General features: G+C 70.8%; 12 protein-coding genes. 10 read left to right on the top strand and 2 right to left on the bottom strand.

Annotated features, from left to right (window positions below; all coding sequences use genetic code 11):
- Nucleotides 1–156: 156 nt before the first annotated feature.
- From KZ686_RS03630 to KZ686_RS03590, 9 genes are all read left to right on the top strand, one after another.
- A complete protein-coding gene (locus KZ686_RS03630) occupies nt 157–831 on the top strand; it encodes a response regulator (RefSeq protein WP_226107864.1) in 675 nt (224 codons plus the stop codon).
- A gap of 206 nt (nt 832–1,037) precedes the next feature.
- Entirely contained in the window at nt 1,038–2,441 is a 1,404-nt protein-coding gene (locus KZ686_RS03625; RefSeq protein WP_265633400.1) for a sensor histidine kinase, read from the top strand.
- Between the two features lie 277 nt (nt 2,442–2,718).
- The gene (locus tag KZ686_RS03620) at nt 2,719–3,684 is read left to right on the top strand and encodes a tripartite tricarboxylate transporter substrate binding protein (RefSeq protein WP_149317411.1); all 966 of its coding nucleotides are present in this window, start codon (nt 2,719–2,721) and stop codon (nt 3,682–3,684) included.
- 210 nt (nt 3,685–3,894) lie between these two features.
- The gene (locus KZ686_RS03615; RefSeq protein ID WP_265633026.1) at nt 3,895–4,368 is read left to right on the top strand and encodes a tripartite tricarboxylate transporter TctB family protein; all 474 of its coding nucleotides are present in this window, start codon (nt 3,895–3,897) and stop codon (nt 4,366–4,368) included.
- Between the two features lie 45 nt (nt 4,369–4,413).
- Nucleotides 4,414–5,925 (top strand): tripartite tricarboxylate transporter permease, encoded by a 1,512-nt coding sequence (locus KZ686_RS03610; RefSeq protein WP_149317413.1) that lies wholly within the window; start codon nt 4,414–4,416, stop codon nt 5,923–5,925.
- A 216-nt stretch (nt 5,926–6,141) separates the two neighbouring features.
- A complete protein-coding gene (locus tag KZ686_RS03605; protein ID WP_226107860.1) occupies nt 6,142–7,200 on the top strand; it encodes an AbrB family transcriptional regulator in 1,059 nt (352 codons plus the stop codon).
- Between the two features lie 40 nt (nt 7,201–7,240).
- Nucleotides 7,241–7,657, top strand: a complete 417-nt coding sequence (locus KZ686_RS03600; protein ID WP_006579522.1) for a PaaI family thioesterase — start codon at nt 7,241–7,243, stop codon at nt 7,655–7,657.
- Nucleotides 7,658–7,680: 23 nt separating this feature from the next.
- A complete protein-coding gene (locus KZ686_RS03595; protein ID WP_407648527.1) occupies nt 7,681–8,619 on the top strand; it encodes a patatin-like phospholipase family protein in 939 nt (312 codons plus the stop codon).
- Between the two features lie 80 nt (nt 8,620–8,699).
- Nucleotides 8,700–10,235 (top strand): dihydrolipoyl dehydrogenase family protein, encoded by a 1,536-nt coding sequence (locus KZ686_RS03590; protein WP_265633024.1) that lies wholly within the window; start codon nt 8,700–8,702, stop codon nt 10,233–10,235.
- 113 nt (nt 10,236–10,348) lie between these two features.
- Here the strand turns inward: KZ686_RS03590 and KZ686_RS03585 are convergent, their stop codons facing one another.
- The gene (locus KZ686_RS03585; protein WP_149317416.1) at nt 10,349–10,777 is read right to left on the bottom strand and encodes a RidA family protein; all 429 of its coding nucleotides are present in this window, start codon (nt 10,775–10,777) and stop codon (nt 10,349–10,351) included.
- Between the two features lie 164 nt (nt 10,778–10,941).
- Between KZ686_RS03585 and soxR the strand changes: the two genes are divergently transcribed.
- Nucleotides 10,942–11,553 (top strand): redox-sensitive transcriptional activator SoxR, encoded by a 612-nt coding sequence (soxR, locus tag KZ686_RS03580; protein WP_407648503.1) that lies wholly within the window; start codon nt 10,942–10,944, stop codon nt 11,551–11,553.
- A gap of 74 nt (nt 11,554–11,627) precedes the next feature.
- On the opposite strand, the gene KZ686_RS03575 is transcribed toward soxR, so the two are convergent.
- Nucleotides 11,628–12,500: a ChaN family lipoprotein gene (locus KZ686_RS03575; protein ID WP_265633023.1), complete on the bottom strand. Its 873-nt coding sequence runs from the start codon at nt 12,498–12,500 to the stop codon at nt 11,628–11,630.
- Nucleotides 12,501–12,511 lie beyond the last annotated feature (11 nt).

Here is a 12,511-nt window from a genome sequence, read left to right as displayed (position 1 = left end):
GATCGGGCACGAGTCCACGCCCGCATGGCGACAGCGTCCGCCCCATTGCACGGCGACGCCGGGCTCGCGCGGGCTGGCCTTCGTCAGCGATCCGAGGCGATTTCCGTACCCGTTTCCCGATCCATTTCCGCGTTCCAACTCCGGCAGGAGGCCGGCATGCGCATTCTGCTGGTCGAAGACGAAACCGAACTCGCGCACTGGGTGGCGCGCGCGCTGGAGCAGGGCGGCTTCGTGGTCGAGCACGTGGCCGACGGCCTGCTCGCCGACGCGCGCCTGCAGGCCGAGGAATACGACGCCGTGGTGCTGGACCTGCGCCTGCCCGGCAAGGACGGCCTGTCGGTGCTCAAGGCGATGCGCGGCCGCGACGACCGCACGCCGGTGCTGATCCTGACCGCGCAGGACACCCTCGACGAACGCGTACGCGGCCTGAACCTCGGCGCTGACGACTACCTGCCCAAGCCGTTCGCGCTGGCCGAACTGGAGGCGCGCATCCTGGCGCTGATCCGCCGCAGCCGCGGCCGCGCCCACCCGCGCCTGCAATGCGGCACGCTGGTGTTCGACGGCGAGACGCGCAGCTTCACGCTGGCCGGCGCGCCGCTGGCGCTGACCCCGCGCGAATCGACGCTGCTCGGCGCGTTGCTCGCGCGCAGCGGCCAGCCGCTGACCAAGGCGCAGCTGCTCGACAAGGTGTTCTCGCTCGATGCCGACGTCAATCCCGATGCCATCGAGGTGCTGATCTACCGGCTGCGCAAGAAGCTGTCCGGCCACGGCGTGACCATCGTCACGCTGCGCGGCTTCGGCTATCTGCTCGAACCGGAGGCGGCCGCTTGAGCGCGCCGGGCGGGCCTCGGGGCGAACTTCGGGGCAAACTTCGAGGCGGTCCCCGAAGTGGTCCCCCAAGCGATCACGGCAGAGGTCACCGCAGTGATGACCGCCATGGCCATCAAAGTGGACCCCGAAGCGGTCCCCTGCGCCGCTGGCTGCGCGGCAGCCTGCGCCGCCAGTTGCTGGTGCTGCTGCTGCCCGCGCTGGCGGCGATGATGGCGCTCGACAGCTGGCTGACCTACGGCACGCTGCGTGACGCCGCCAATACCGCCTACGACCGCTCGCTGTTCGGCTCGGTGCGCGCGATCGACAACGCGATCGGCATGGCCGGCGAGACCGTGCAGCTGACGCTGCCCGACGCCGCCATGGAGATGTTCGAGACCGCGGCGCAGACGCGCGTGTTCTATCGCGTCGCGCTCGAACGCGAGGGCGCCATCGCGACCGTGACCGGCTACGACGACCTGCCGCTGCCGCGCGGCACGCTGGCCAACAACGTGCCGCGCTATTACGACGCGGTCTATCGCGACGCGCCGGTGCGCATCGCCGCGATGGCCCGGCCGGTCTACCGGCCCGACGCCCACATGCGCGTGATCATCCAGGTCGCCGAATCGGCCGAGCCGCGCGCGGCGCTGGTCGGCGCCGTATGGCGCAACACGCTGGCGCGCGACGCACTGCTGATCGTGGCGAGCGCGCTGATCCTGGTGGGCGGCGTGACCTTCGTGCTGCGCCCGCTCAAGCGCGTGCGCGACGATGTCGAAGCGCGCACGCCGGACGACCTGACGCCACTCGCGGTCGGCCCGGTACCGGCCGAGGTGCGGCCGCTGGTCGATGCGGTCAACCGGCACGTGTCGCGCTCGGCGGCGATGGCGCAGGCCCAGGCGCAGTTCATCGCCGATGCCGCGCACCAGCTGCGCACGCCGCTGGCAATCCTGAAGACGCAGGCGGAGTTCGCCCGCCGTCAGCTCGACGGCAGCGCGGACGGGGACGCGGCCCCCGCGCGCGAGGCGGTCGACGGCATCGTGTCGCAGCTGGAACAGGCCTCGCGCCTGGCCAACCAGTTGCTGGCGCTGGCGCGGGTACGCCAGCACGAGGCGCAGGCCGCCGAGGCGGGCCAAGCGGGCGGCCAAGGGGGCGGCCAAGCGGCGGTGCCCGACACCGTGATCGACGCCGCCGCCGTGGCCGGCCAGGTGGCGCTCGACTATCTGCCGCTGGCGCGCGCCAAGCAGCAGGACTTCGGCTGGGAGGACGGCGGCGGCCGGCCGCTGCCGGTGCGCGCCGACGCGGCGCTGCTGCGCGAGGCGCTGGCCAACCTGGTCCACAACGCGATCCAGTATTCGCCGCGCGGCAGCCGTATCACGCTGTCGGCCGCGCGCGAGCGCGACAGCGCCTGCCTCGCGGTCGAGGACGACGGCCCCGGCATTCCGGCCGAGGAACGCGAGCAGGTGTTCGCGCGGTTCTATCGCCGCGTCGGCCACGACGAGCCCGGCTCGGGCCTGGGCCTGGCGATCTCGCGCGAGATGGCGGCGCGCTTCGGCGGCAGCGTGACGCTGCACGAGGCCCGCCAGGGGCGGGGACTGCGGGCCGAGTTGCGGCTGCCGCTGGTGGGCGATACGTAGGCGGAGGCAGCGGGCCGACGCGTTGGGCGAACGCGGCGGGCGGATGCTTGCGCCGAACGCAGGAAGCCGGCACGGCAAGCCGACGCAACGAGCGGGCACTACCCGCCCGACACCCCGCCGGCACCGGCTCGCCGCCTCCACCCGATCCGCGTAAACCCCAGTCCAAAAGCTGTCGTTTTGACAGCTTATTGACAGTTTCCGGCTCCTAGAATCGCCGCCATGGCCGTACAAGCGGCCACTGAACGATAAAACCACGATATCGCAAGCAGGAGACGCCATGCGCCGCACCCTCGTCCGACTTCCCCGCCTTTTCCAATTTGCCCTGATCGGCGCCGCCGTGGCGGCCGGCCCGGCCTTCGCCGTCGACACCGCCAAGTTCATGATCGGCGCCAACCCCGGCGGCGGCTGGGACCAGGCCGGGCGCACGCTGGGCGCCGCGATGGTGTCCGCCGGCGTGGCCAAGTCGGCCTCGTACGACAACCGCGGCGGCGCGGGCGGCACCATCGGCCTGACCCAGTTCGTCAACACCGACAAGGGCAATCCCAACGCGCTGCTGGTCACCGGCGCGGTGATGGTCGGCGCGATCGAGACCAACAAGCCGCCGGTCACGCTGAAGAACGCCACCCCGGTGGCGCGGCTGTTCACCGACACGATGGTGATCACCGTGCCGGCCAGCTCGCCGATCAAGTCGATCAAGGACCTGACCGCGCAGCTCAAGGCCAATCCGGGCAGCGTCAGCTGGGGCGGCGGCTCCAAGGGTTCGATCGACCATATCCTGGCGGGCCTGATCGCCAAGGACATCGGCGTCGATCCGAAGCGCATCAACTACGTGCCCTTCCAGGGCGGCGGCGAGGCCTCGGCCTCGGTGCTGGGCGGCCACGTGACGGCCGGCATCGCCGGCGTGTCCGAGTTCCTGCCCTTCATCAAGAGCGGCAAGATGCGCGCGCTGGCGGTGACCTCGAAGGACCGCGTCGCCGATATCCCGACGCTGAAGGAGCAGGGCATCAACGTCGAGATCTACAACTGGCGCGGCGTCTATGGCGCGCCGGGCATCACCCCCGAGCAGCGCAAGGCGCTGATCGACGCGGTGGTCAAGGCGACCGAATCGCCGTCGTGGAAGCAGGCGCTGGCCAAGAACGACTGGACGCCGTTCCTGCTGACCGGCGACGAGTTCGGCAAGTTCGTGGACGCCGAATCGGCCCGCCTGGGCGCGATGCTGCGCGAACTGGGCGTGGCCAAGTAAGGCCGTCGAGGCCTCGGGCATTTTTCGCCTTCCCCGCCTTGCGCGCCTTTCCTGTCGACCCGGTCCATTCGGCCGTTCCGGCCCTTCCGCCCTACCGGCCGATCTGGACCTGACAGCTGCCCCGGCGCCGCGGCCTCCCGGACCGCGGCCCGTTCGTTTTCCGCCCCGCCGGATGCGCACCCCGCATCCGGCCTCGATCCGGAGCCCATCGTGAAACCTTCCCACACTGCCATCGGCATCGTCGTGCTGTTGCTGTCGGCCTGCTTCTTCGCCGGCCTGGGCGGCATCTCGGGCGAATCCGGCTACGCCGGCCTGTCGCCGCGTTTCGTTCCCACGCTGGTCGGCGTGGGCCTGGCCATCTGCGGCGCGCTGCTGACCTGGCAGGGCGTACGCGGCGGCTTTCGGGCGATGCCCGAGGAAGACGCCGAGCTGCCGTCGCAGCCGCACAGCCTGCGCGGCCTGTTGTGGGTTGCCGCCGGCCTGCTGCTGAACATGGCGCTGATCGGCGCGCTGGGCTTCGTGCTGGCGTCCACGCTGCTGATGGTCTGCGTCGCGCGCGGCTACGGCAGCCGCCGCGTCGTCCGCGACGCGCTGATCGGGCTGGCGATCACGGTGCCGATGTGGTTGCTGTTCGATTTCCTGCTCGGCATCAACCTGCCGCTGCTGCCGATCGTCGGCCTGTAAATCGCGGCCTCTAAATCGCGGGCCTGCAAGGCCGGAGACACGCAAATGGATACGCTGAATCAACTGATGAACGGCTTTGCCGTCGCCATCACGCCGCTGAACCTGATGTGGGCCCTGGTCGGCTGCTTCCTGGGCACCGCGATCGGCGTGCTGCCCGGCATCGGCCCGGCGCTGACGGTGGCGATGCTGCTGCCGCTGACCGCCAAGGTCGAGCCAACCGCGGCGCTGATCATGTTCGCCGGCATCTACTACGGGGCGATGTACGGCGGCTCGACCACCTCGATCCTGATGAACACGCCGGGCGAGTCGTCGACGATGATCACCGCGATGGAAGGCAACCTGATGGCCAAGCGGGGCCGCGCCGGCCCGGCGCTGGCCACCGCGGCGATCGGCTCCTTCGTCGCCGGCACCATCGCCACCGTGCTGCTGTCGCTGTTCGCGCCGGTCGCGGCCGACGTCGCGCTGCAGTTCGGTCCGGGCGAGTACTTCATGATCATGCTGCTGGCCTTCACCACGGTGTCGGCCGTGCTGGGCTCCTCGCTGCTGCGCGGCATGACCAGCCTGTTCCTGGGCCTGGGCATCGGCCTGATCGGCATGGACTCGCTGTCGGGCCAGACCCGCTACACGCTGGGCATCCAGGAGCTGTACGACGGCATCGACATCGTCGTCGTCGCGGTCGGCCTGTTCGCGGTCGGCGAGGCGCTGTTCAACGCCTTCTTCCCGCAGCCGGAGGGCACCTTCAACAAGGTCGGGCAGGTGATGATGTCGCGCTCGGACTGGAAGCGTTCGATCCCGGCCTGGCTGCGCGGCACCTTCATCGGCTTTCCGTTCGGGCTGATTCCGGCGGGCGGCGCCGAGATCCCGACCTTCCTGTCGTATGCCAGCGAGAAGAAGCTGAGCAAGCATCCTGAGGAATTCGGCAAGGGCGCGATCGAGGGCGTGGCCGGGCCCGAAGCGGCCAACAACGCCGCGGTGACCGCCACGCTGGCGCCGCTGCTGACGCTGGGCATCCCGACCTCGAACACCACGGCGATCATGCTGGCGGCGTTCCAGAACTACAACCTGCAGCCCGGTCCGATGCTGTTCCAGACCTCGGGCGACCTGGTCTGGGGCCTGCTCGCCTCGCTCTATATCGGCAACGTGATGCTGCTGGTGCTGAACCTGCCGGCGATCGGCCTGTGGGTCCGCATGCTGCGCATCCCGACGCCGCTGCTCTATGGCGGCATCCTGATCTTCGCGGGCCTGGGTGCCTACGGCATCCGCCAGTCGGCCTTCGACCTGCTGCTGCTGTTCCTGATCGGCCTGCTCGGCATGGCGATGCGCCGCTTCGACTTCCCGACCGCGCCGGTGATTGTCGGCATGATCCTCGGGCCGATGGCCGAGAAGCAGCTGCGCAACGCGCTGTCGATCAGCCAGGGCGACTGGACGATGTTCCTGCGCCATCCGATCTCGGCCTCGATCCTGGCGCTGACGGTGGCGGTCGTCGTGGTCCCGCGCCTGCTGCGCTGGCTGTCGCGGCGTTCGGCGATGCGGGGCGTGGCCGACGCGGCCAATTGATCCGCGCGGGGGCAGGGGTCGCGCGGCATCAGGCGTGGCATCGGGCGCGACATGAAGCGGCGACATGAAGCGGTGACATGAAGCGCGACATCCCGCGCCACAATGCGCGACAATGCGCGTGACGCCACAAGGCCCGGGGCTCCCGGGCCTTGTCGTTTGCCTGCTCTCCTCTCACCACAAGAAAGCGGCGGCGCCCTGCGCCAGCCTGCCACCGCCATGCGATCCGTACTCTCCCGTTGGCGTCCGACGCTGCTGACGCTGCTGCTTGGACTGGGCGCCGCCCTGCTGTGCGAATGGCTGCGCACGCCGCTGCCCTGGATGATCGGCCCGCTGCTGGCCGTGGCCGCCGCCCGCATGATGGGCGCCGACCTGCGCGCGCCATCGCAGGCCCGCAACGCCGGCCAATGGGCCATCGGTACCTCGCTGGGGCTCTACTTCACGCCCGACGTGGTGGCCAAGCTGGTCGAGTTCTCGCCCTACGTGATCGCCGGCTCGCTGTTCGCGCTGGTGCTCGGCACCGCCGGCGCGCTGATGCTGCGCCGGACCACCGGGGTCGCCTTCAAGACCGCGTTCTTCTCCACCGCGATCGGCGGCGCCTCGGAGATGGCCAATCTTGCCGAGCGCAACGGCGCGCGCATCGACCAGGTCGCGGCCGCGCATTCGCTGCGCGTGTTATTGGTGGTAGTAATCGTGCCTGCGCTTTTCCAGTATGGCGGTATTCATGGCCTCGATACCTATATCCCGGGACCGCGCACCGTCGATGCGCTCGGGCTGGCCGCGCTGATCGCCATCACGGTGGCCTTCGCGCTGCTGATGAACCGGCTGAACCTGCCCAACCCCTTCGTCATCGGCACGCTGATCGCCGCCGCGGTGCTGACCGCCTCGGGCATCGAGCTGTCCGCGATCCCCACCTCGATGAGCCACGCCGGCCAGCTGCTGATCGGCGTCTCGCTCGGCGTGCGTTTCTCGCGCGAATTCCTGCATACCGCGCCGCGCTTTCTCGGCGGCGTGGCGCTGTACACGCTGGTCGCGCTGGTGATATCGGCGCTGTTCGGCTGGGGACTGGCGGCGCTGTCCGGCGCGCATCCGGCCACCGTGATCCTCGGTACCACGCCGGGCGGCATCGCCGAGATGTGCATCACCGCCAAGGTGCTCGAGCTCGGCGTGCCGCTGGTCACGGCCTTCCACGTGATCCGGATGGCCTTCGTGGTGCTGTGTACCGGCCCCCTGTATCATTGGCTGAAACATCGCGCCGCCCCGGAGGAGACCGAGTAGCCGGGCGGCCAGGACAACCGAGGACCACCGACGGGCCGCCATGCCAGAGACGACGCTTGCCATCGCCGACATCGACGCCATCCTGGAGCGCGTGCTGGCGCCCTGGGTCCGCCAGCTGAACCTGCGCGCCGAGCGCGTCGACGCCGACAGCGTCACGCTGCGGCTGCCCTTCGATCCTTCCCTTCGCCACGCCGGCGGCGTGGTCTGCGGCCAGGTGCTGATGTCCGCGGCCGACACCGCGATGATCGTCGCGATCTCCAGCGCGCTCGGCGGCTTCCGCCCGATGACCACCGTCAGCCTGACCACCAATTTCATGCGCCCCGTGATCGAGGGCGACATGCTGGTGCAGGCCACCGTGCTGCGGCTGGGCAAGACCGTCGTGTTCGGGGAGATCGCGCTGCGCGGCCCCGACGGCAAGCTGGCCGTGCAGGCAACCACCACCTACGCGCTGCTATGACGGGGTCGGCCGCCCGCCCGGACATGGCCACCGACGCCAGCACCGCGCCGTCGCGCACGCCGTCGCGTGCGCCGCAGTACGGCGGGCCCTTCGAGCAGGTGGTCTTCGCCGGCGGCGGCAATCGCTGCTGGTGGCAGGCGGGCTGGTGGGACACCGTCGCCCCCGAGCTCGGGCTGCGCCCGCGCGTGATCGCCGGCATCTCGGCCGGTGCTGCCACCGCCTGCATGATTTACACGCACGAGTCGCGGCAGGTGATGGACTACTACCGCGGCGTGCTGGCCGGCAACAAGCGCAACGTCAACTGGCGCAACCTGCTCGGCAACCAGCGCGTGTTTCCGCATTACGGCATCTACCGGGCGGCCCTGCTGTCGATCCTGGGGGACGGCCGCCTGGAGCGGCTGCAGGCGGCGCCCGAGATCCGCATCGGCGTCGCGCATATCCCGCGCTGGTGCGGACCGCGGCTGGCGGTGATGGCGGGACTGCTGGCCTACAACATCGACAAGCATCTGCTCAAGACGCTGCATCCTCGGCTGGGCCGCACGCTGGGCTTTCATCCCGAATTCGTACGGGCCCAGGACTGCGCCACGCCGGAGCAGCTGGCAGACCTTTTGCTGCAGTCGTCGTGCACGCCGCCGTTCACGCCCGTGTTGCGGCGCGATGGCCGCGCGGTGCTCGACGGCGGCCTGGTCGACAACGTGCCGGTCGACGCGCTCGACGCCACGCCCGGCGACGTGCTGGTGCTGATGACCCGGCTGTATCCGCGCCCGCGCCGTTTCGTGATGGAGTGGAACGGCCAGCGGCGCCTGTATGTGCAACCGTCGCGGCGGGTGCCGATCTCGAGCTGGGATTACACGCGCCCGGAAGGCATGACGCTGGCCTACGACCTGGGCCGGCGCGATGGCGAAACCTTCCTGCGCGAATGGACGGCGCAGGCGCCAGCGGATCTGGCGCCGGCCTCGTAGCGCGGGAGCGGCGCGGCGGCTGCTCCCTTCGGTGTTCTTGCGGAATTCTCGCGGCCGGCGCGCCGCGGCAGGAGGCATAGATGACGAAGCGGCAAGCTGGCAACGACAACGAACGCAAGCGCGCAAGCAAGGTATCGGCCGAACCCCGGATGGAGCGCGTGCCGCGCGGCAAGGGCAACGCCGGCGCCGGCCGCGCGCGCCAGGCCGACTTCGTCGTGATCGGCGGCGGCTCGGCCGGCGTGGCCGCGGCGATGCGGGCGGCCTCGCACGGCGCCAGCGTGATCTTGGTGGAGCGCGAGCAGATCGGCGGCACCTGCGTGAACCGCGGCTGCATTCCCAAGAAGATGCTGCACTACGGCGCGACCTGGGCCGCGATCCTGTCGGGCTGCCTGTCGCATACCGGCGGACGCGAGGACTGGAACGACGCCATCGTTCGCGTCAAGGCCGAGATGGCGCGGCTGCATGCCAGCTATACACAGCGGCTGCAGGAAGCCGGCGTGCAGGTGCTGCGCGGCGAGGCGATGGTCACCGCGCCGGGCGAGGTACGGGTCGGCGGCGACACGCTGCAGGCGCGCCGCATCCTGATCGCTACCGGTTCGCGGCCGGCACCGCTGCCCGTGCCCGGCGGCGAGCTGGCCAGCACCTCCGACGACGTGTTCCAGTGGAACGGCGTGCCGGCCTCGCTGGTGGTGATCGGCGGCGGCTATATCGCGGTCGAGATGGCATCGATCCTGTCGCGCTACGGCGTCAAGGTCGACATGCTGGTGCGCGAGTCGCGGCTGCTGGAAAACTTCGACGAGGACATCGCGCTCGCGCTGGCCGAGGCCCTGACAGCCAAGGGCGTGCGGCTGCATCTGAATACCGACGTGACGCTGCTCGACCAGGCCAACGGCGCGATCGAGGTCTGCTACCGGCAGGTGGAGGAGGGCGCGATCAGCGGAAGCGGCAGCAGCGGCAGCAGCAGCGGAAGCGGAAGCGGCGGGAACGGTGGCAAGAACGGCAAGGGCAGGGAACGGATCCACAGCGTGCGCGCGCAGGCGGCGCTGGCCGCAATCGGGCGCGAACCCAATCTCGACGGGCTGGGCCTCGAGGCGCTGGGCGTGGCGCGCGGACAGCGCGGCCTGCGCGTGGACCGGCAGTTCCGCACCAGCGTGCGCGGCATCCATGCGATCGGCGACGTCACCGAAGGACCGCAGCTGACGCCGGTGGCCACCGCGCAGGGCCGCTGGCTGGCCGACCGGCTGTTCGGCCGGCGCGGCGAGCGCGCCGACTTCGACGTGATCCCCACCGCGGTGTTCTGCGAACCCGCGATCGGCAGCGTCGGACTGACCGAAGCGGCGGCGATCGAAGCCGCCGGCAAGCCGGAACGCATCGGCACGCGCATCAAGCGCTTCGTCTCGCTGGAGAACCGCTTCGCCGGCAACACGATGCCGTCGGTGATGAAGGTGGTTTACAACGCGCGCAGCGGGCGCGTGCTCGGCGTGCATCTGCTCGACAACGCCGCGCCCGAGATCGCGCAGTCGATCGCGGTCGCGCTGCGGCTGGGCGTGCGGCTGTCGCATCTGGAGACGACGATGCAGCTGCACCCGACGGTCGCCGAGGAGCTGTTCGGCTGAGTCGCCACAGATCCGCGGCACTGCGGGTTTGCGCCCGGCCGCTCGTCGCTCACCGCTCTGCCGTTCCACTGCTGCGCTGCCCCGCGCTCTGCCGTACTGCCGTTCCGCCGCGCCTAGCGCGACACCACCGCGGTCGCCTCGATCTCGAACAGCATGCCGTCCAGTGCCAGCCGCGATACCGGAATCAGCGTGCAGGCCGGCGGCGGACGCGTGCCCCACATGCGCCGCAGTTCGGCGCCGAATTCCTGCAGGCGTTCCAGCGAATGGTCGACGATCAACACGGTCAGCTTGGCCACGTCGCGCAGGTCCGCGCCGCCGGCATGCAGCGCAATCTCCAGGTTCTCCAGCGCGCGCCGCACCTGTCCGGCGAAATCCGGCGCCAACGTGCCGTGCTGGTCCTCGCCGCCCTGGCCGCTGGCGAACACGATGCGGCCCGGCGCGGTCGCCACCGCGACGTGCGAATAGGCATTCGGACTGGGGTCGTACAGGCCATGCGGATTGACGAAGTGCAGGCTGCAGGCGGGACGGCGCGATTCGATCATGGCGGAGTTCTCGATGAGGATCGGATACGGAGCGCGCCGCGGTTCGGCGCGCCCGCCCGTTGAGGAAACGGAGTGGCGCCAGTATCGAACCTCAAGTTAACCTGAGGTCAACCGTGACCCTGCTAGCATTGGGACTTTCGCGCGAAGACCGACGCAATCCCGCCATGCCACGCAAGCCTTCCAACGACCCATCGATCGAACCGCCGCCACGCAAGCCATCCAACGACGAATCGATCGAACGCCGTCGACGCCAGCCATCCAGCGACGAGCCGATCGAACGGCCGGTCCGCCAGCGCGGCCCCAAGGCCGCCGACCTGCTGTCGGTCGGCGAGGTCGCGGCACGCACGGGCCTGGCCGTGTCCGCGCTGCATTTCTACGAGTCCAAGGGCTTGATCCGCAGCACGCGCAGCGCCGGCAACCAGCGGCGCTATGCGCGCGCGGTGCTGCGGCAGCTGGCGGTGATCCGCGTGGCGCAGCGCATGGGCTTGCCGCTGGCCTCGATCGCCGAGGCGATGGCGCGGCTGCCGGAAGGACGCGCGCCGACGGTGGCCGACTGGCGCCGGCTGTCGGCGGCGTGGCGCGAAGACCTGGACGAGCGCATCCGCACGCTGACCCAGTTGCGCGACCAGCTCGACGGCTGCATCGGCTGCGGCTGCCTGTCTCTGAAGGCGTGCCCCTTGCGCAATCCGGGCGACACGCTGGCGGGCCAGGGGCCGTGGCCGCATCTGATGGGCGGCGGCACGGGGGGCGGCGGCACGGGCCGCCGTCACGACTAGCGCGGGGGCATGCGCGCTCGGCGCAGGAACGGCCGCGTCAGCACCTGGCGCGCTCAGCGCAGGACCGCGCGTGCTCAGCGCGCGGCCGGGCGCGCGTTGCCGCAGGGATCGGGCCGCTGCACCGGCGGCACCAGCACCACGTGGTCGTAGGCGCCGGCCTCGTCTGGCGCGGCCCTCTCGAGATACGCGACCGTCAGCACCTCGGCGGGCTTCGCGCCGAGCCAGCGCGGCACGCCGATGTCCTCGCGCACATGGCCGTTGCCTGCCAGCAGCACCACGCCGTGCGCCGCGTGCGCCCTCAGCGCGGCCGCCATCACGGCATCGCGCGCGGCCTGGGCGTTCAGCATGCCGGGCAACATCGCACGCGGGAAATGGCCGCAATGGCTGCCGTCTAGCACCGCCGTCTGCGCGGCGGCGAGATCGGCCGGCAGCGGCCGCGCCAGCCCGAGCCGTTCGCGCTCGGCCGCGCCGAACACGTCGCCGCCCCGCATCACGCCGCGGGCATCGTCGCGCGACAGGTTGGCGGCGATCAGCGGCAGGTCGTGCCGCAACGCCAGCGCGATGACGGGCCGGTACAGCGACCAGTCCCATCCGGCGGCGCCGGCCCGCGCGATCAGATGATCGGCATCGCCCGGCCGCTCGCGGCGTGCCCGGTCCAGATCCGCCTGCCGCTCGCGATCGAATTGCTCCATCGCGATGGCGGGCCGCCAGCCCGCGTCGATCGCCTCGGTCAGCGACGCGAGCCGGCGCCGATGCCCTTCGGGGTTGTCGTGGACCTCGCCCAGCAAGACATAGCGGAACGCTGCGAGCCGATGCGTGCCGTCGTGCGCGCCGACATGCGCGCCGTCATGCGCGTAGCCATGCGCATCGCCCTCGGGATGCGCGGGCGCCGTGGCGCAGCCGGCAAGCAGGGCAAGCGCGGCCGCCATGGCGGCGACCTTCGCCATGCCGCGGGGTC

Source organism: Cupriavidus cauae (genome assembly GCF_026210475.1).
Classification (GTDB): Bacteria; Pseudomonadota; Gammaproteobacteria; order Burkholderiales; family Burkholderiaceae; genus Cupriavidus; species Cupriavidus cauae.
This window is presented reverse-complemented; position numbering and strand designations above follow the sequence as displayed.

What these genes read in the sequence shown, in the direction of transcription:
- KZ686_RS03630 (WP_226107864.1), top strand. Translation starts at nt 157, where the DNA reads ATGCGCATTCTGCTGGTCGAAGACGAAACCGAACTCGCGCACTGGGTG.
- KZ686_RS03625 (WP_265633400.1), top strand. Translation starts at nt 1,038, where the DNA reads ATGATGGCGCTCGACAGCTGGCTGACCTACGGCACGCTGCGTGACGCC.
- KZ686_RS03620 (WP_149317411.1), top strand. Translation starts at nt 2,719, where the DNA reads ATGCGCCGCACCCTCGTCCGACTTCCCCGCCTTTTCCAATTTGCCCTG.
- KZ686_RS03610 (WP_149317413.1), top strand. Translation starts at nt 4,414, where the DNA reads ATGGATACGCTGAATCAACTGATGAACGGCTTTGCCGTCGCCATCACG.
- KZ686_RS03605 (WP_226107860.1), top strand. Translation starts at nt 6,142, where the DNA reads ATGCGATCCGTACTCTCCCGTTGGCGTCCGACGCTGCTGACGCTGCTG.
- KZ686_RS03600 (WP_006579522.1), top strand. Translation starts at nt 7,241, where the DNA reads ATGCCAGAGACGACGCTTGCCATCGCCGACATCGACGCCATCCTGGAG.
- KZ686_RS03595 (WP_407648527.1), top strand. Translation starts at nt 7,681, where the DNA reads ATGGCCACCGACGCCAGCACCGCGCCGTCGCGCACGCCGTCGCGTGCG.
- KZ686_RS03590 (WP_265633024.1), top strand. Translation starts at nt 8,700, where the DNA reads ATGACGAAGCGGCAAGCTGGCAACGACAACGAACGCAAGCGCGCAAGC.
- KZ686_RS03585 (WP_149317416.1), bottom strand. Translation starts at nt 10,777, where the DNA reads ATGATCGAATCGCGCCGTCCCGCCTGCAGCCTGCACTTCGTCAATCCG.
- soxR (WP_407648503.1), top strand. Translation starts at nt 10,942, where the DNA reads ATGCCACGCAAGCCTTCCAACGACCCATCGATCGAACCGCCGCCACGC.
- KZ686_RS03575 (WP_265633023.1), bottom strand. Translation starts at nt 12,500, where the DNA reads ATGGCGAAGGTCGCCGCCATGGCGGCCGCGCTTGCCCTGCTTGCCGGC.